A 19,417-nucleotide genomic window follows, 5' to 3' on the forward strand; every position below is an offset into this window, starting at 1 on the left:
TTTAGCTTTACCAAGTGAGATTTAAGCAAGAAAGCAACACATTTATTCTCAGGAAATAAAGATTTTTCTTCTATATAGAGTTATTATCTCCCAGTTGAGATATTGCTTTTTGACTGATCGTTTAAAGCTTTCCGTTGTACTTAGCAGCAATTATCTTTTGCCTAGGTTCATTTTTTGCTTCAGCTTCAATAGAAGCAGTGTCAGCAGTCAATTTCTTTTGTCTCTGTTTTTTCAAAGGTTCATGTTCTTTATCTTTGCTATGTTCTTTCTCCGGGGTTATTTTAAGCAGGGTGTCCTTAATCTTTAATTCCCCTTTGCCTATATATATCTTACTATACCGTTAATTGCTATTTTGGTCTCCTGTTCTGATAAAGCGTTATATTTTTCATATACTGTTTTACCTAGCAAATCCTCTAACCAGTCAGGATTTTTTCTTATAACATCTATTAAATCCCATTCATATCCTACTCCATTTCCTCCGCTAGTAGTAATATTAAGCGGTATTAAGTGTTTTTGTTTACTCTTATCAGTAAAATGCAAATCTACATTTTTCGTTTCTTTATTTATAATTAAATCACAACTAATACAACAAAATTTAGGCAATCCTATGTATTAAATCCTATGTATTATATTTCTGCACTTAATTGATTATCACGATCTGGAAGTTGTGCTTTTATATACTGTATTATTCTCATTTCAGCATGAGCTTTATCGCTAAGTGGACCATCTAATACAATTTTATATGGTTGTTTTATAGCTTCAATAATTGAATGGACAAATTTTTTACTTGCATCAATAGTATCAGGGTTTAATGCATCTTCTCATTTCATCAAATCTCTTCTAGCTCTAGCTACTGCCTTCACTACTTTTGGACTTACACTGGTTACATTACAGACTTTTTGTTGAACCTCTTGATTTATTATTCGGATATTTTTCTAGCTCTTGCAAAATACGTGGTAATATATCCTTATGGTCACTATTATTTTTATAATAATATTGTGCAACATCTAGAAGTAGCGCTTTTCGTTGAGTAGATAGATTTTATTGTTGTAGAAAATTTTTTTGCTCTTCTGTAGGTAAAGCTGTGTAAGTAGCATAATCTTGTAAATATTTAAAAACTTTTGTGGTATGTGTCTCAATTTGTTCAACTTTATTTGTGTTCACACTAGAATTATGTAATTCGTTGAATGCTACTAAAATTTGTTTGCCGTCAAAACATACGGCACTACATTGGCTATTATATTGAATTAACCTACCTAAAGCATCAAAGCGTCTATTTTGTAAAGGAGTATCATTTTCTTTTATTAATCTTTGAGTTAAGTCGAGTACGGAAAGCATATGCAAAATTCTGCAGATTTGAGTTGTTGTTGTCATTGAATAGCCCGTGGGTAGGATTCTCGTCAGCAAATCCAACATGAAATACCATATAAGGAACAAGTTGTTTTGGAATAATCTTTTCTGTTTTACTTGCTAAAACCGCTAGAACTGCTAATTTTTCAAAACTTTCATCCAGGGCTTCACTATTATTTTTGTGTATTTTCCTATAGTGTTCAGTAAGGATTTTTAAGGCAGATATAGACTCGTTTAATATAATACTTTTTAATAAAGCCTCTCTCGATTTTTTATCTCTTATGATTCCTCTACTGTCTGGCTATCTACATATTTAATACACTCTACTGTTAACCTTTCTTGCTGTGCATTTGTTAGATTTGCCATATAAATATTATTTTATAATTTTAATTATTTTCTCCTAAAGCCTCAACTCTTTTCTCAAATATTGAATTATCAATATCATTACCGTCTACTAAAATCGTCATGTTACCTGGAATGCTTTTTAAGCTTTCCGCACCCAAATTGGTTATGTTATTATCTCTTAGATCTCCTAATTTAATGTTCATAAGCGCTAATTTTTTTAGAGAATTGTTTTTTTGTAGCATGTTCGCTATTACTTTAAAACCTAGATCTCCTATTTCAATATTATTGCTTATGAGTAAAGTTTCTAACACTTTATTTTCGGTTAATGCAGTAGTAAGTTCTGTTATATTATTATGGGTTAAATTCTTGTTATTAAGATTTAGAGTTTTTAACCATGGATTTAATTTTAAAGCAGATGCTATATATTTTCATCTCCTAAGTTATTTGTTTTAAATCTAAAGTCTCAATAGCTGTGAGGTTAAAAAATTTTCAATTACTTCTGCACTTTTTTCGGAGATTCTTGTTTCATTTAATATTAATTCTTTAATATATTGATTAGCCATTAAAGCATGCAGTAATTTTATGACTCCCTTGTTTCTAAGGTTATTATACCCTAAATTTAACGACATTAATTTTGCACTGCTAATATTATTTGCGATAACGTCTATCCCTTCGGCAGTAATATTCATTTGTCCTATATCTAAGGATTTTAACGGTAGTTTTGAATGAAACAACTCACTAATAATTGCTGCTCCTTTATTTCCTACTTCACTACTACCTAATGCTAAAGAACTTAAATTAGGGTGGTTTTTAATAGCATTTATTAAAATTCTTAAATCTTCTATTTTCAGCGCAATAGAATTTCAAGATAAATATTCAAGAGAGGTATTATCTGCTAAAGCATCAATAAGAATTTTTATTTTTTCACTATCTAAAGAAGTAGAATTCAGGTTTAAATGTGATATTTGATTTAACTTTACAATTTTACTTAGATTTTTTATATCATCGTTACTAAGGTTGCTACCATATAAATCAATTTCTTTTACTACAGTATTTTTCTCTAAAGTTTTAATTACAATTGACAAAAAACTACTATCTTCTTCATAAGGTAGTTCTACACGAACAATTTCAGGATCATTATTCTTAATTTTCTGCAACAATAAATCATTTCGACTGAGGTCAATTTTTTGTCTTTTGGGAGACTCATCTTTCTTCACATCATCTATGCTAAACAAGATATAGACATTGAAACAGGTGAAGGTCTTAATAAATATGTTGAACAAAAAGCAGATACAGAATAAATAAAAACTACTTTTGGATCAGCCTGTGGCAAAAACAATTCATTGAATACTACTACCATATGTACATAAAGCATAAGGTCAAAATATTCAAGAAATGTACCAACAGATAATAAACCTATTGCTTCTTTTTGATTACGATTTAAGCTGCTTTGTTCTTTCTCATAGCCGAGCATAATGTCTTTATAAAAAATTAAATTGTAAAGAAACTTATACTGTTTTATATAAAAGTCAATAGGAAATTTCGCTTTATACGATCAATAAGGAAACGAAGTGCAACTTAACTCACTTCATATACTAATGCGTTGATCTTATATGAATATGGCATAACCTCACCGATAGTGGAAAACTAAAACCTATTAAGAACCAAGTTAAATAAAACTTATATCCCAAATATTGTTTGAATAGATAATTAATATATGCAATCAAAGCTACTGAAGCAACAATGATAGCTAAATTAATAAAACGATTTAATTTTGATTGAGAAAAATCAAAATATTTATAAAACAGTCCTCCAGAAATAGTAAAACCGAGTAATCCCCAAAATACCGTCCATACCCAAGCAAGACAATGCACGTCAATAATTTTAAGATAAGCTACCATCGGTACGGTTAATAGCCATAAAAACGCTCCAAACATATAAGGGTATTTTTGAATAATCTCTTCTTTGGTTACACTATATATACAACAATAACCATTATTCCAATTGTTATAGATGCAATAATATCAACCGGATAATGATATCCCTTATAAATCAGCGAAAATCCCATACCGGTTAAAGTCACTACTATTATTATTCTTAATAAGGAATATATAATATTTGCAAAAAACCAACCGTAAAATACTACGCCGCTGCTCATATGACCGCTAGGGAAAGCAAAACCTTTAATATTTAGAGCAAGATTCAAAGTTATTTCAAATGTATATTTTAACAATATATTTAAAATTGTAGTGAAAAGTAATACACAAATAGTGCAAATAGTTGGCTCCTAATATAGTAAATCCGAGTATTATGATAATCTTATAACACTCTTCTTGTCCAAATAACAAAAAAATTTTTGCTGAATATTGAAAAAAATATCCTTATTCATTACTTTACTTAATTTTATTTATATATAATTGAAGTGATCATAAATAATAAGCTATAGATATGAAAAATATTTTCCACAAATTTGTATTTACTCTTTTCGTATGTTTAATAAATTTACAACTAATTGCTGCAAGCTTTAACGAAAAAATACCTTTATATTTTAAATTAACTAACGAAAATCTGTTAGCAGGACAAAATGCGTTAAATATTGACCTTTGCGACTCTAGAATTAAAGAATGGTGTACAAAGCCACAAAGAGAGCTAGGGCTTAACGGAAAAAAAATAAATGATTACATATCTATTTCACCTGATATTAAAGGAGAATGGCGATTTAGCGGGTGGTATAACATAAATTTTACTCCAGAAAGCAATTTTGTAGCTCATCAAACTTATAAGATTACTATCGAAGATTATATATTCCCTAATTTTGTCGGTTTAAAAAGTAATAATATAAGTTTCACGACTTTACCACTACTTCCTATTATTAAAGAAATGAATTATCTACAGGATAATATCGATATTTCCAAAAAATTCGTTCAAACTAAAATAGCTTTTAACTATCCTATCGATCCTAAAACTCTAGAGGAAAGAATAGAGTTTATAAAATCTTCAACTAAAGAAAAATTACCGTTTTCTATCAAATTCAATACCAATAATACGGAAGCTACGATTATTACTAATATACCACCGCTTACAGATAAAGAAGATATAATTTCCGTAATTATAAAAGACGGTGTTAAACCTCTACATGGCGGAGAAGTTTTCACATATAAAAATGTAAAAGATCAAAATAATAAGACGCCAAATAACATAAGATATTCTTATAAAGAAAATGTATTAATTCCAAGTCTATCCTCATATTTAAAAATCACTAATAGTACTGCTACAATTGTTAAAGATGATAAACTAAAACCGGAACAGATAATTATAATTACCACAAATACACCGGTGTCGGGTGAGGAAATAAAAAAACATTTAGAGTTATTTTTATTACCACAGGATAAGCCGGCTTTCTTAGGAGTTGCAGGCAAAAAAAACTATAAATGGCAAAATCCGAAAGAAATAACCGATGATATTCTTAAATCGAGTGAAAAAATAAATTTCGAGCTTTTATCTTCCGTCCCAAGCATTACTACTATGCATAGTTTTAAAGTAGATACGTTTGCCTCAAGAGCTTTGCTTGTTAAAATAAATCAAGGTGTTAAAACATCGGATAATTTAACACTCGGCTCAGATTATTTTCAAATCGTACAAATACCGGATAACCCTAAAGAAGTTAAGCTAATGTCCGACGGTTCTATTCTTTCATTAGCCGGCGAAAGAAAGCTTCCCGTATATTCACTTGGCATAGATAAATTATATTTAGAAATCGATAAGATTAATCAGCAAGAAGTTAATCATTTAATCAGCCAAACAAATAGATATAATATTTTCCAAAACCCGACTTTTATAAATGAATATACCTTTAATGAGTATAATATTTCCGAGGTATTTCAAGAGGAAGTAATAGTGAACTCTCAAAATTTAAATTTACCTCATTATACCGATTTAGATTTCAGTAAATATTTTAATGTAGAAGAAGCAGGCAGCTATTCCAAGGGGTTATTTCTAGCAAAAGTTTATGCTAAAGACAATAATAACATTATATCTCAAGATAAAAGATTAATTTTAGTGACCGATCTTGGTTGTATAGTAAAAACCGATAAAACCGGGACGCATCATATCTTTGTTTCTTATATCAGTAATGGTAAACCGGCTGGAGGTGTAAAAGCAGATATTATAGGACTTAACGGTGAGGTGTTAGTAAGCAGCAAAACCGATAGTAAAGGACATGCCGTTTTATCAAATATAAATGATTTTTCAAAAGAAAAAACTCCAGTGGCTTATATATTAACTACTAAGGATGATTTTTCATTTATGCCGTATAGTAGAATTGATAGACAAGTTAATTATTCTCGGTTTGATGTAGCAGGAGCCGTTAGTTCTGATCAAGGGTTAAAAGCTTATTTATTTTCCGATCGTGGTATCTATAGACCAAGCGAGCAAGGTCACATAGGCATTATGCTCAAACAAACCGACTGGCAAGGAAAATTTGACGGCTTACCTTTAGAAATACAAGTAACTAACCCTAGAGGAAAAGTAATAGATAAAAGTAAAATAGTTCTAGATGCAGAAGGATTGGGCGAATATTTATTCTCAACTCTTGATGATGCCTTAACCGGCTTATACAATATAAGCTTATATTTAGTAGGAGATAAAGGCAGCAATAACTATCTTAATAGCGTATCTGTCAGGGTTGGTGATTTTCAGCCTGACCGCATGAAAATAAACATAAACTTCAATAACTCACAAGATGAGCTATGGATGAATCCAAAAGATCTTAAAGCAACCGTTAATCTCATAAATCTTTACGGCACTCCTGCAGAAAAGAGAAAAGTCAGCGGCTTTATTGATATTAGACCTACCAAGTTTTTCGTACCTAGATTTAAAGAATATAAATTTTATAGTAGCAAAGGAAATAAAGAGTTTTTTTACGAACGTTTAGGAGATATTACTACCGACTCTAAAGGTACAGCAAACTTTGACCTTAACCTTGAGAAATATTATAACGCTACTTTTAATCTAACATTTTCAGCAGAAGGATTTGAGCCTGATTCAGGAAGAAGCGTAAACGCAAGCAAATCGCTTATAGTGTCACCTCTGCCTTATATTATAGGATTTAGAAGCAATAGCGATCTAAAATATATTAAGACAAAAACAAGCGCGGCAATAGAATTCATAGCCATATCAAATAAAGCAGAAAAAGTAGCTGCACCTAATTTAACTCTTAACTTAAAAAAGATTAATTATGTAAATAACTTAGTAGCAGATAGTAACGGTAATTATTCTTACAGTTCAGTACCTATTGAGACTAATATATCTTCTGACAAAATTAATATCACGGCAAACGAAAGTTATATTTATAAAGTGCCTACTAAAGAAGCAGGCGATTACGTTATTTACTTAACCGATAAAGCAGATACAATCTTTGCCCAAGCTGAATTTTCGGTAATAGGTGAAGGAAATGTTACGGCTAATTTAACAGACAAAGCAAATTTAAAAGTTAAACTTGATAAAGATGATTATAAAGCCGGTGATACTATTCTTTTAAATATTATAACTCCTTATACAGGTTATGGGTTAATTACTATTGAGACCGATAAAGTACATAATTTTGAATGGTTTAAAGCTGATGCAAATAATAGCATTCAAGAAATAAAAATTCCTGACGGCTTTGAGGGTAAAGGATATGTAAATGTACAATTTATCAGAGACATAGAAGCTACGGAAAGCTTTATATCACCGTTTAGCTATGCAGTAGTACCGTTTACTGCAGGCATTTATAAACATAAACAAGATATTGGATTAACACTTCCTGCAAAAATCAAATCGGGAGAAAAGCTAGCAATTCGTTACCGTACTACAAATCCCGGTAAAATAATAATATTTGCTGTTGATGCAGGGATATTATCATTTGCTGGTTATCAGACTCCCGACCCGCTTAATTATTTTATTAACGATAAAGCCTTGGAAGTCCGAACATCACAAATCATGGATTTAATATTACCTGAGCGTCCTTTATTAATGAAAGCTTATATGGCGGCTCCTGCTGGAGACGGTTGTATAAATATCGCTCGAAACCTTAATCCGTTTAAAAGAAAAAGCCAACCTCCCGTAGCATTTTGGTCAGGAATTTTAGAAGCAGATCTTGATGAGAGAGAAGTCACATTTGATATACCAAGCTATTTTAACGGCACTTTAAGAGTTATAGGGGTAGCCTCAAGCCTTGACTCTATAGGAACTTCCAAAGCTGATTTATTAGTCCAATCTGATCTTATTATCAATCCAAATTTACCTTTATTTGTAGCTCCAAATGATGAATTTACAGTACCGGTAACAATATTTAATAACCTAAAAGATTCAGGAAATGCTCAGGTTTTTCTAAATATTGAAACAAGTGAAGGACTTAAAATATTAGATTATCCTAAAGAGATCCCAATAGACGAAAATAAGGAAGCTACTATTAATGTTAAATTAAAAGCGACTGATCAACTCGGTTCGGCAGATTTAAAGGTTATGGCTTCTATAAATCACCTAAAGCCGGATATAATATCTATGGCAGTAGTACATAGCTCCGAATTAACTAGTACTACGAGCGTTCGCCCTGCTAGTCCGAGCGTTACAACAGTTAATACAGGCTTTATTACAGACAACAAGGCTAATTTAAAAATCTTACGGGATGTATATCCTGAATTTGCTAAACTACAAATTTCCGCTTCTAAATCACCGCTAGCTATTATTTCTGGCTTTAAAGATTTCCTAGATAATTATCCTTATGGTTGCACTGAACAATTAATAAGCCAAAATTTTGCCAATATTTTATTATATAATGAACAAGAGCTAGTTCAGATTCTTAAAACTGATCGTAAAAAAATGGATGAATCATTATCAAAAATATTCCAAACTTTATCAGAACGTCAAAATTATGACGGTGGATTTAGATATTGGAACAATTTTAATGACGATTCCGATCCATTTATTTCCGTTTATGCTATGCATTTCTTAAGCGAGGGAGCAACTAGATATTTAGCCGTTCCAAGTGATACATTTAATCAAGGTATTTACTATTTAGAGAATATGGCTAACAGATCAATAAACTCCTTAGATGAAGCAAGAGAAAAGGCATATGCGGTTTATATCCTGACGCAAAACAGCGTTATTACTACAAGCTATATTGCAAATATTTTAAAATATTTAGACGAGTACCATAAAAATACATGGCAAGATGATTTGACTAGCGTTTATTTAGCAGCTAGCTATAAAATGCTGCAAATGAATGAAGAAGCGGAGAAATTATTAGACAGATTTACTCTAAATAAACCTATATCAAAAACAGACTATCAGTATTACAATCCTCTAATAAAATATAGTCAGTATTTATACTTAATTTCTATGCATTTTCCAGAACGGTTAAAAGACTTTGACCCAAAAATTGTACAGGATATCGCTCTTTTTGCTAAAGATAACTATAATAGCCTATCCGCAAGCTATGCTATTATGGCAAGTCTTGCCTATGCCGATAAAATAAATCATGTAGATGAGGCTACTATTAAAGTAACCTCTACAGATAAAGAAGTTACTTTAACAGGCAATAAAGTGATAATTGCTGAGCTGTCGGTAGAAAATAAGAATATCGACTTAACATCCTCAAGTAACGGCTTTTTCTATCAGCTTTTAACTTCAGGCTATGATAAGCAATTAACAGAACATAAAGAGATAGTTAAAGGCATAGAAATAACAAAAAAATATCTCGATGAAAATAATAAAGAGGTTAGCAAAGTAAAATTAGGTGATAATATTACGGTGGAAATCACTATGCGTTCAGGTAGTAATAAAACCTTGAGCAATATGGTTCTACTTGATTTATTACCGGCAGGCTTCGAGCTTTTACCGGATAACAACCACATAAATATATTAGAACGCAATCAGGAAGTAATGATATGGAAACCAATATATATAAATAATCGTGATGATAGAGTTATGATTTTCGGTACTATTTCTGATCAAAAAATGACGTATCAGTATAAAATCAAAGCAGTTAATAAGGGCATATTCTCTACTCCTGCTATTTACAGTGAAGCTATGTACGACCCTCAAACTTACTATCGTGGTGTTATAGGCAATGTTATTGTGGAGTAGCATTACTCGCACGGTTTTTATGTCATTCCTGCGAAAGCGGGAATCCAGTAAAACCTACAAAAAATTTGTTTTTTTAGGTTTATTTTGTCAATATTAAGACTACTTTTTCTGGATTCCTGCTTTCGCAGGAATGACATAGTAGGAGTTTATCCCACAATTACTTTCAGCTTCTCTATAGTTTTTGGATCTTTTACAAGTTCTAACAATATTTCCTGCTCATAGGCAAGTAGCTCTTCTTCATTTGTTTCATTATGTGTATCAATAATATCTTAAAATTTGCTAAGCACCTTATTTTGTAGATCGTTATATGAAGTTTTAAATCAGCACCGGCAGACAAATTATTTCCTTGCGGATCAATATAAAGATTTTTACCGTCATTTTCGGCTTTACTTGCTGCTTCTTGTAGTAAATAAAACACCTCATGATTTAAACAATTCATTTTTATAGTAATAACAAAAATCAAAACATCTTGATAAAGTATTAATTTTGCCGAGCTATTCTCTAATACTATCTGACTTTCTTGTAAAAGATCTTTGTGAGAATTAAATTTTTGTTTATCGATTTTTTGATATTCTTTATTGGCTAAATATTGCAGAAGTGGGATATGCATTAAATCGGCATTTTTAATTACCGCATTCCAACCGTTTTTAGCCGCTATAGTCAATAATTCAAATGGACCATATTCCAGCTGTAACCAAGCTTCATAGCAGTATCGATATCATAAATATTATCCGTAATCGACGGGACTAGACCTGCTAAATAAACATAAAATTCTGTGATAATTTCAGTAAACAATTTACCGTAAACCGAATCACTTACAAGAAGCGCATCAAGATTAAAATATCTACTTTTTGAACAGGACTATATGATAAGTCGTTTATATTGATAACTTCTTTAATCTTTTTGCCATTTGATACCGATAAATGATAAAATCCACTGTCACTTTTACGTCCAATTAACTGCTTCTCTATCATCTTATCAAGACAGGGGTCTTTACATATTATTTTATGATAAGCATCATTTGCAGGAAGAGAGGCAAATCATGAACTTGAAATTAACTTCATTATGTCATACCCGATTAGATCATATAAACTGAACATTCCGGTACTCCGCAGCCCCAAAAATGTAATAAATATTTTATCTATAGTAGCAACATCAAGATTCTGACTTATCGCTTTACGGGCTACTAATTCAAGTAAAAAATACCCTACTCTATTAGCAATAAAACCAGGCGTATCATTACATTTTACTATAATTTGACCAAGCGTTTTCGTTAAGAACTCTGATACTCTTTCTATTACTTCAGCCTTTATCATAGGGTCTATAATTAACTCAAGCAGTTCCATATTATCTTGGCGGATTGAAGAAATGCGTAATAACGAACCTAGATTTAATATTATCTGGTAAATTCTCTTTGAGTCTTTCAAGCGGTAATGTAGAGATATTAGCAGCAATAATTGCATCTTCTTTAAGATAAGGAATAATTTTATCATTGGTGTTTGATTTCTAACTTCTCAACAATAACTTCAATCACTAAATTACATTCTTTAATTAAATCTAAATCATATTCTAAATTACCGATGGTAATGAAATTTGCTTTATCAGGAAAAGTAAAGGTGGAGGTGGAGATTTTTGTTTATGCAAATTGTCTTTAGCGGTGTTAACTATTTTATTAGGATCATCGGAATCTTTAGCGATAATATCAAGCAGCACTACTTTATAAGAGGAATTAACAATTAACGCTGTAATCCCTGAACCCATTACTCCCGCACCGATAACACAAACTTTTTTTATTTCATTTTGCATAAGTTACCTTCTGTGTTACCCCGTACCTTGACCATGAGGTCCAGTTAAAAATACTAAAAATTTTTATTATTTTTTGGATCCTGTGGTTAAGACTTTTACCGACGCCACCCCCGGCTTATCGTAAAATTTTAGCACATTCATTTATAGTAACAGCAGTGGTAACGACATCATCGACTAATAAGATTTTTTTACTTACAATATTATACTCTGTGTTAAATTTGATACTACTCTTTATATTATTTTTGTGTTGTTTTCGTGAGAGAAAAGCCTGAGACTTAGTCCATTTTGCTTTAGTTAAAATCTCAGCTTTTAACATTTTATCGGTAACTTTTGCAATTGCCATAGCTAAAGGTACAGGTATGATTAAATCAATATCTTTTATATCCTCGCTGCTATATCTATTATATAAAAGCTGAACTATTTTCTATGCTCATTACACTTAAATAAGCTGCGAGCAAACTTATAATTAGGTTTGTTGCTATAACAATTTCCACAAATGCAGTTATCCAAGATTTTTATACTAAATCTTTGTCCACATATACTACAATAGAGTCTTGCTATAAACTCTAGCTTCTTCCAACAATCGCTACAAAATTCACCGCTCCCCCTAGTATTTCCGCACCGCTTAAACATCTCTGCGGCAAGATATAATCTATAAGATAATTATAAGTCTTTATTAACAATTAAAATCCTCTTGAAGATTCATGGTGTTTAGAAGCATTCGGTGTTAATTGTGATGATGGTGCACTAGCACCATAACGAACCCCCTTGCCACGTGACAAATTCTCTTGCATATATTGGGCTTGCTCATGAGCTTTATTTTACTCAGGTTTTACTTTATTGCTAACTTATTGCTAACATTTGGAGTTATAAAAGATTGAAATATTTCTTCTTTTTTACCGTATATTTCTTTTAAATCACCAAATTGCGATTTAACAAAATAACCGACTCCTACTTTTACTGCCGATTTAACTTTTTCAAAATTAGTTTTTTCAGCAGGAGGAGCAAATTCAGGTCTCGCTGCAACCTTTGCTCTAGTTACATTAAAATGCTCTCTTAGCTGCCCTTCACTTAATTGATCAATTTTAGAGGGTATAGTTAAAAATGCTTCTAATGCTTTGGTATCTATTTTTGCTTGCCTTTCTTTTTCAAGCAAGTCTTTATTATCTTCATAATTTCCTATTGATGTTTTAAACTATTTATTTGATTTATTTTATCTTTTTTTCACTCCATACGCACTAAATTAGCATCTCCTTCACCTATTACATTAGCTCTGCTCCTCCTTCCAGTAGCACCTGCTACCAAACCGCCTTATAATACCGCCTACAGAGCTTGCTTGTGCTACTATAAAGATACCGTCTCTAAGGTAGTATTTCGTATTGCTTTTAAAATCTCTTTAGTTCTAGTTGTATTTAATTTTTCAGATTCAACTTTTTCTTGGTAAATTTTAGCTCATTGAGTATCCAAGACATTTTTAAGTTCAGGGCTATCTTTTGCTTTATCTATTCGAGTAGTAACTACTAATTCTGCTTGCTTCACATAATTAGCTTTAATATTTTCTAAAGTTTGTTCTTTCTAGCTAAACGCTTATCTTCTTTTACTTCTAAAGTTTCTTTTTCAACATTGTAAGCAACGGTTGATAAAGAAAGTGCAGCAAGCCCAACCCCAACGGGAGTGGGATTAAGGACTAACGATACTGCAACGCCGCCAATTCTAGCCGCACGTCTTACTGCTTTACTACCTAATGTTTTATATGTTTTCTCTAGAACATTTGCTGCAGTTTCACCACCGGGTAGTGTCATGATTTTATTTAATGCCTTATCAGCTAAACCAGGACTTGGGGGACCTTTTTCTTTAATTTTTGCACCTTGCTGAAGTGTATCAACTGGATCATAAGCTTTTGCTACTTTTGCTCCAACGTTAATTACTCCTTCTACTAATATGAGTAGGACTAGTGATAACTTTACTGCCCTCCTGTACCACTTCGATTACTATTCCACTTGCAGCGATTCCGGCACAAGCAACTCTAGCACCGTAAAGTGCCGTATCCTCTTACAGCGTTCTTTTTCCTTCTGGCTTATTTTACGATTGCTGTTCTCCTGTGTGCAGGCTCAGAAGCTTTTGTTTGTGCTGCTTCTAAAAGCTCTACTCTTTCAGGAGTATTTATTGAAGATTTAAGCTTATTATCTTCTGCTGCATTTTTTATTCCTTCTTTAGGAGTATTAATAGATGATTTACTGCTTAAATTTTCTTTACTCATGCATATCTTATAAAATTATGTTCTATGTTATTTCACATTCTATGTCATTCCCGTGCAAGCGGGAATCCATCTTTTAAACAGTATAAATAAACAATGCTTTTATCGATTCTTGATTACTGGATGCCCACTTTCGCGGGAATGACATCAGAACTAGCTAAAAATGATACAAAAGAACACTCACCTCTTCCCCATCGCATAGCTAGTAATCAAGTTTTTTACAGGTTTTAAATTATTGATCACCTTAAATCCTATTTGTCTTAAACATCTTAAATTTTTGGAATAATTTGAAAAAATATTATTTAACTCATCAGTCAGCTTATACATAATACAATTATCCTCTTGCCTTAGCTTTTGATATTCTTGTAATGTGCCATTATTACTAGCTATCATACTCAAAATCTCTATATCCTTTATGCCCTGATTAAGCCCTTGTCCGGCTAGCGGATGTACTGTGTGGGCAGTGTCGGCAATAAGCACTATACGGTTATGAAAATATCTATTTGCTATACGGGCTTTTAGTGGAAAGCTACTAATCTCACTATCAATAGTAATTTTACCTAGGGAATTACCGGCATTTCTTTGAGTTAAAAACCTAACTTCTTCTACAGGCAAATTAACAATTAAAGCAGCCTGATCAGAAGAAGTTGACCATATTACGGATGAAGCATATTGATCTTTTAAAGGCAGCAAAGCAAAAGGACCAAGCGGCAGGAAATGTTCCATAGCACAATTTTCATGCGGTTTTTCATGCTTAATATTAAATGTAAGAGCAGTTTGATAAGGTTTCTCAATTTCATTAGCAAAGTAATGAGACCTCACTTTTGAATTTGCTCCGTCACATATAATTAATAAATTACACTTAATTTGGTTATCATCAAATTTTATAATCGAGTAGTCATTATGGCTTATAACCTCTTGATATTGATTATTATCAATTAATGTTATCAACGGATTATTAGTTATTTTTGACAATAGCATTTTTCTAAAGTCGCTATTCTTAACCACATATCCAAGTACAGCGTCAGCGTCATTTCGTAAGTCTAATATCTCTGAAGCCTTGTTATCTACTACATATATGTCTTGCATTGCTGCTACAAACTTCTCAAGCTCTTCCCATATATCAATAGAGAATAAGAAATTTTTAGAATGCGGCGTTAAAGCAGTAGTTCTTATATCTTTAAAAAACTCTGGGCTTTTTACCGATTTACTCTCGAATATAGTAGTTTTTATACCCTTTTGTGCAAAAGAAAGCGCCGTTAACATGCCGCTAAGACCACATCCTAAAATTACCGTATTAGACATCTTCCCAAACTCTTCTACTTCTCGAGGTAATTTGTGCGTCGATCCGATACTCGCATCCTCACGTACGCTTGTGTACGCTGCGGTGCTGCGTTTCGTGTCTCCTACAAATTCCTCTCTATAAGCGAATTTGGCAAGATGTCTATCAATCTGTTTTGTTTTCATTCGATTCATTTATGAAATATTTTAAATATCCGTTTGTTGCTATAAAGCTTAAAAGACAATAAATAATTGCTATATCCAAATATGAACTATTACCTGAGTATAAACCTAAACAACAAATCAATAAACTCGCTAAAGTCGTGAAGCTATTTAAAATCAATAAATTTGTTAAAATATCCGTTTTGCTGATAAATAGGTAGGTTATTAAGCAAATAAATAATGAAATAATAATTAAAAAGATGTTAAGCATAATTTTTAAAATTGGTTTTACTGTTGGATACACAATCGTCATCGTCATTGCGAGGCAATTACGAAGTAATTGACAAAGCAATCTCAGGAACTTGTTATTATTTCATGAGATTGCCACGCTCCCTACGGTCGCTCGCAATGACGACTTGGATATCCTACCCCTCTCATTATATATAATCATTTATAACACTACAAACTGCAAATAAAATTAATTAAAATTCCTTAAATAATTTTAATATTATGTAATCTTAGCCAACCTTTACATCATAAATAGCTATTGTGACAAAAATGTTATAAAAAAATGTTGCTTTCTTTTACATTCGCCATTAACCTATATATTTAGGTTCTTGCGTACGATTTCTAAAAAGATTTAATTTTGACTATTTTTTGCTGCAAATTATAAGATTTTTTTTGAAAAATGAATCACTAATTCTTTCAAAAATCTTATTAATTTTCGCTAAAAAATATTGTAAAATATTAAATCTTTTTAGAAATCGTACGCAAGAACCTAGTATTAATATTTTTAAGGTAAATTGTAATGTCACAACTAGATGTTTTAATAGTAGACGATGAAGAGAGTATACGCAATCTCATTGCTGCAAATTTGAAAGATGAAGGTTTTAACCCTAAGGTTGCCGCTAATAGTACTCAAGCCCTTAAAATACTTTCCGAAAAACCGGTCTCTGCAGTTATACTTGATATTTGGCTTCAAGGAAGCGAAATTGACGGACTTGGGATTTTAGAGATAATAAAAAAACGCTATCCTTTAATGCCGGTAATAATTATTAGCGGTCACGGTACTATAGAAACAGCAGTAAATGCTATAAAAATGGGTGCTTACGATTATATAGAAAAACCGTTTAATAATGATAAATTAGTTATTTTACTTACAAGAGCTTGTGAAGTAACAAAGTTAAAACGCGAAAATATAGATTTAAAATCAAAGGTTATAGATAAAACTGAATTAGTAGGCGAATGTTCGGTAACTTTAAAATATAAAATGGCAATAGCAAAGGCAGCTACCTCTAGCAGTCGTATAATGATTCACGGTAAAGTCGGTAGCGGTAAAGCACTTGCAGCAAGATTAATTCATAAACAATCTAAAAGGGTTAATAATCCGTTCATTATTTTCAGCCCTACCTGTATGACTACAGAAAAAATCAATCAAGAATTATTCGGCGAATCGGAAAAGGAGGCAAATAATAAACGCCCTACTATCTTAGAATTTGCCAATAACGGTACTTTATATATAGATGAGGTCAGTAATATTCCTATTCCTATCCAAGTAAAATTATTAAAATTCCTTAAAGATCAAACTATTACAAAACCTTGCGGAAAAAATATTAAAATTGATATAAAAATTATCACCGGTACTTCTAAAAATATCCAAGATGAAGTTAATAACGGCAAATTCCTAGAAGATCTATATTATCGCCTTAATGTATCCTCTCTAAAAGTACCTTCATTATATGAAAGAAAAGAAGATATACCGCTACTCGTTAAGTATTTTGTTAAGCAACTTTCAAAATTTTCAGGTTTAAAAGAACGTAGCTTTGCAGATGAAACTATCGCTGCTCTTCAATCCTATGAATGGCCGGGCAATATTAGACAATTACGTAACGTTGTTGAATGGACTTTAATTATGAATCCGTTAACTACAGGTAATAATGAAATTATAAAACCTTATATGATACCTTCTGAAATATTAGCAAATAGTACTAATCTTACAAAACTTGAAGATAGTTTTGATATGTTATCTATGCCGCTTAGAGAAGCTAGAGAAGTTTTTGAACGTCAATATCTATCGGCACAAATGAGTCGTTTTAATAATAATATTTCAAAAACATCCTCATTTGTCGGTATGGAAAGATCGGCTTTGCATCGTAAATTAAAATTATTAAGCTTACATATACCTCCTACCAATAGGATAAATGACGAAGAATATGAGGAAGCAAATGCTTAAAGTCATCTCAATAATTACGATTTATTTGTTATTAAGCAGCTGCTCCGAATCTACTCGTGATGCGAACGGATTACTTACGGATAGCCAAAGCACAGTAATTCGGAATTATATAATATCACAAAATTCTAAAAACCTTAAAGTGAACCTTAAAGAGAAGTTTGGTTCAAATTTAAAAGGAGTAAAATTAATAGGAGTACAGCTAATCAATGAAGATTTATCAGGAATAGATTTGACTTCCTGCGAAATATTACGTGCTGATTTTACAGGTAGCAATTTAGAAAAAGCAATACTTACAAATGCTATAATTCAAGAAAGTAATTTTGCAGATTCGGTAATAAAAAATATTTCCGGATATAATGCTGACTTTCAAGGTTCAATTTTTCACAATATAACATTACAAAATACAAATTTTGTTCAATCAAATTTTAGCGATACTGCTTTTAATAAAACTACTATAATAAATGTCAACTTTGAAAATTCTAAATTTAGTCATGTATTATGGAGCAATAATACTATCGACGGTGTTAATTTTCAAAAAGCTACCCTACAGAATAATAGCTTTAAAAATACTAATATAACAAATTCAATATTTTACGGTACGGATTTAGAAACAAGTATAATAAATAATACCAATTTTACTAATAATTATTTTGAATCTAGCAACCTAAGTCACACTACATTAACAGCAGTAATAATTAAGGATTCTAACTTCACACAAAGTATTTTTAATGAAGTAAATTTTAATAACGTACAAAGTAATAACTCTTGCTTTTCATACGCTTCCTTTCAAGATTCAACACTACAAAATATTAGCCTTACTAAATGTGATTTACAAAATAGTACAATTAGTAGTTCAGTTTTAAAGCATTTTAAAATCAATAATGCGATATTAAATAATATGAGTCTAAACGATAATAAATTTAATAATTTATCAATAAAAAATAGTAATGCTAATTTTGTAAGGATTAATAAAACTAAAGGCTCAAATATTACTTTAGATAATATTAGCTATACTAATAATATTTTTAGCAATAATGATTTTAAACAATTTATAGTGATTAATACTGACTTAAACAGCAGTGAAATAATAAACTCAAATATAACTAACGGACAATTTAATAATATAAATTTTTCTAAATCTTTAATACAAAACGTAAATTTTTCAGATGTTAAAATTACTTTAGGCAATTTAAACCAAGTAGCTCTAATAAATTCCACTCTAACAAATACTGCGGTTATTAACTCCGTCCTTTCTAATTCGCAAATAAATAATATTAACTACCAAGCGTATTCCAGTTTTATTAATACTAATGTTTCTAATAATATTATTTTAAATAGTGATAATTCGAGCAAAATTCTACCAAATAATATAGTAATAAATTCGGTAAAAGATTTGCAAAAAATAACTCACTTAGCAAATATGAATTTAACAAATTTTGACTTGAGCAACTTAATATTTGATAGAGTAGATTTTTCAAATAGTATCTTTAAAAATGCTAACCTAACAAATACGGTAATAAAAAATTCTACTTTAAAAGAGGCTAATTTTTCTGCAGCAATACTTACTAAAACAGATTTTTCAAACTCAATATTAACAGATAGTATATTTAAATCAGCTAAAATTGATCAGGCGGGTTTTAATAACTCCGACCTAACAAATGCCGATTTTACCGAAGCAGCAATTAAAGATACTTCGTTTGATAAAGCTAAGACAAGCAGAATGAAAGGATTAGAATAATCTTTAAATACCTTGGTCCTTTTTTTATACGAACATTCAGTATGTCATCCTCGCATGGCATTGTTGCGTGGGTCAGTCAATGCTCTTTATATCATTCCTGCGAAAGCGGGAATCCAGT

The 19,417-nt window shown here is 31.2% G+C and carries 16 protein-coding genes and 4 pseudogenes; 3 read left to right on the forward strand and 17 right to left on the reverse strand.

Annotation, left to right across the window (positions count from 1 at the left end):
- Positions 1-121: 121 nt before the first annotated feature.
- The 7 genes and pseudogenes from BG75_RS04585 to BG75_RS09955 all read right to left on the reverse strand — a co-directional run bounded on the left by BG75_RS04585 (position 122) and on the right by BG75_RS09955 (position 3,928).
- A pseudogene (locus BG75_RS04585) lies at positions 122-603 on the reverse strand (hypothetical protein).
- Positions 604-1,041: 438 nt separating this feature from the next.
- Positions 1,042-1,374, reverse strand: coding sequence for a hypothetical protein (locus tag BG75_RS04590; RefSeq protein ID WP_252903656.1), 333 nt, complete (start codon positions 1,372-1,374; stop codon positions 1,042-1,044).
- 362 nt (positions 1,375-1,736) lie between these two features.
- A complete protein-coding gene (locus BG75_RS04595; protein WP_062811887.1) occupies positions 1,737-1,937 on the reverse strand; it encodes a hypothetical protein in 201 nt (66 codons plus the stop codon).
- 213 nt (positions 1,938-2,150) lie between these two features.
- Positions 2,151-2,912, reverse strand: a pseudogene (locus tag BG75_RS09045) (hypothetical protein).
- A 5-nt stretch (positions 2,913-2,917) separates the two neighbouring features.
- Complete coding sequence (locus BG75_RS04615) at positions 2,918-3,169, reverse strand: hypothetical protein (RefSeq protein WP_062811605.1); 252 nt, start codon at positions 3,167-3,169, stop codon at positions 2,918-2,920.
- A gap of 121 nt (positions 3,170-3,290) precedes the next feature.
- Positions 3,291-3,632, reverse strand: a complete 342-nt coding sequence (locus tag BG75_RS09950) for a hypothetical protein (RefSeq protein WP_252903658.1) — start codon at positions 3,630-3,632, stop codon at positions 3,291-3,293.
- Positions 3,633-3,664: 32 nt separating this feature from the next.
- Positions 3,665-3,928 (reverse strand): phosphatase PAP2 family protein, encoded by a 264-nt coding sequence (locus BG75_RS09955; protein WP_252903659.1) that lies wholly within the window; start codon positions 3,926-3,928, stop codon positions 3,665-3,667.
- 215 nt (positions 3,929-4,143) lie between these two features.
- On the opposite strand from BG75_RS09955, the gene BG75_RS04625 reads away from it, so the two are divergent.
- Complete coding sequence (locus BG75_RS04625) at positions 4,144-9,822, forward strand: alpha-2-macroglobulin family protein (RefSeq protein ID WP_062811606.1); 5,679 nt, start codon at positions 4,144-4,146, stop codon at positions 9,820-9,822.
- A 199-nt stretch (positions 9,823-10,021) separates the two neighbouring features.
- Here BG75_RS04625 and BG75_RS08345 read toward each other — a convergent pair whose 3' ends face one another.
- The 10 genes and pseudogenes from BG75_RS08345 to BG75_RS04675 form a co-directional block, all read right to left on the reverse strand.
- The gene (locus BG75_RS08345) at positions 10,022-10,486 is read right to left on the reverse strand and encodes an enoyl-CoA hydratase/isomerase family protein (RefSeq protein ID WP_062811607.1); all 465 of its coding nucleotides are present in this window, start codon (positions 10,484-10,486) and stop codon (positions 10,022-10,024) included.
- 376 nt (positions 10,487-10,862) lie between these two features.
- Complete coding sequence (locus BG75_RS04635) at positions 10,863-11,249, reverse strand: 3-hydroxyacyl-CoA dehydrogenase family protein (protein WP_252903660.1); 387 nt, start codon at positions 11,247-11,249, stop codon at positions 10,863-10,865.
- Positions 11,170-11,628: pseudogene (locus tag BG75_RS04640) on the reverse strand (3-hydroxyacyl-CoA dehydrogenase NAD-binding domain-containing protein). Before BG75_RS04640 ends, BG75_RS04635 begins: the two are co-directional and overlap by 80 nt.
- A 118-nt stretch (positions 11,629-11,746) precedes the next feature.
- Positions 11,747-11,971 (reverse strand): annotated as a pseudogene (locus BG75_RS09050) (ComF family protein); the annotation flags it as partial.
- A 74-nt stretch (positions 11,972-12,045) separates the two neighbouring features.
- Positions 12,046-12,189: a hypothetical protein gene (locus BG75_RS09960; RefSeq protein WP_252903735.1), complete on the reverse strand. Its 144-nt coding sequence runs from the start codon at positions 12,187-12,189 to the stop codon at positions 12,046-12,048.
- Positions 12,190-12,460: 271 nt separating this feature from the next.
- Positions 12,461-12,784 carry a hypothetical protein gene (locus BG75_RS04650; protein WP_062811609.1) on the reverse strand — a complete coding sequence of 108 codons (324 nt, stop codon included), beginning with the start codon at positions 12,782-12,784 and terminating at the stop codon, positions 12,461-12,463.
- 403 nt (positions 12,785-13,187) lie between these two features.
- Complete coding sequence (locus BG75_RS09055; RefSeq protein ID WP_062811610.1) at positions 13,188-13,430, reverse strand: hypothetical protein; 243 nt, start codon at positions 13,428-13,430, stop codon at positions 13,188-13,190.
- Positions 13,431-13,705: 275 nt separating this feature from the next.
- On the reverse strand, positions 13,706-13,888 hold the full coding sequence (locus BG75_RS04665; RefSeq protein WP_062811611.1) for a hypothetical protein: 183 nt from the start codon (positions 13,886-13,888) through the stop codon (positions 13,706-13,708).
- A 177-nt stretch (positions 13,889-14,065) separates the two neighbouring features.
- Complete coding sequence (ubiH, locus tag BG75_RS04670; RefSeq protein WP_062811612.1) at positions 14,066-15,352, reverse strand: 2-octaprenyl-6-methoxyphenyl hydroxylase; 1,287 nt, start codon at positions 15,350-15,352, stop codon at positions 14,066-14,068.
- The gene (locus BG75_RS04675; RefSeq protein ID WP_062811889.1) at positions 15,333-15,599 is read right to left on the reverse strand and encodes a monovalent cation/H+ antiporter complex subunit F; all 267 of its coding nucleotides are present in this window, start codon (positions 15,597-15,599) and stop codon (positions 15,333-15,335) included. The genes ubiH and BG75_RS04675 overlap by 20 nt, the downstream gene beginning before the upstream one ends.
- Before the next feature lie 537 nt (positions 15,600-16,136).
- On the opposite strand from BG75_RS04675, the gene BG75_RS04680 reads away from it, so the two are divergent.
- Positions 16,137-17,561, forward strand: a complete 1,425-nt coding sequence (locus BG75_RS04680) for a sigma-54-dependent transcriptional regulator (protein ID WP_062811613.1) — start codon at positions 16,137-16,139, stop codon at positions 17,559-17,561.
- On the forward strand, positions 17,554-19,299 hold the full coding sequence (locus BG75_RS04685; protein ID WP_062811614.1) for a pentapeptide repeat-containing protein: 1,746 nt from the start codon (positions 17,554-17,556) through the stop codon (positions 19,297-19,299). Before BG75_RS04680 ends, BG75_RS04685 begins: the two co-directional genes overlap by 8 nt.
- Positions 19,300-19,417 lie beyond the last annotated feature (118 nt).

This window comes from Rickettsia endosymbiont of Proechinophthirus fluctus (assembly GCF_001602635.1).
Classification (GTDB): domain Bacteria; phylum Pseudomonadota; class Alphaproteobacteria; order Rickettsiales; family Rickettsiaceae; genus Rickettsia; species Rickettsia rickettsii.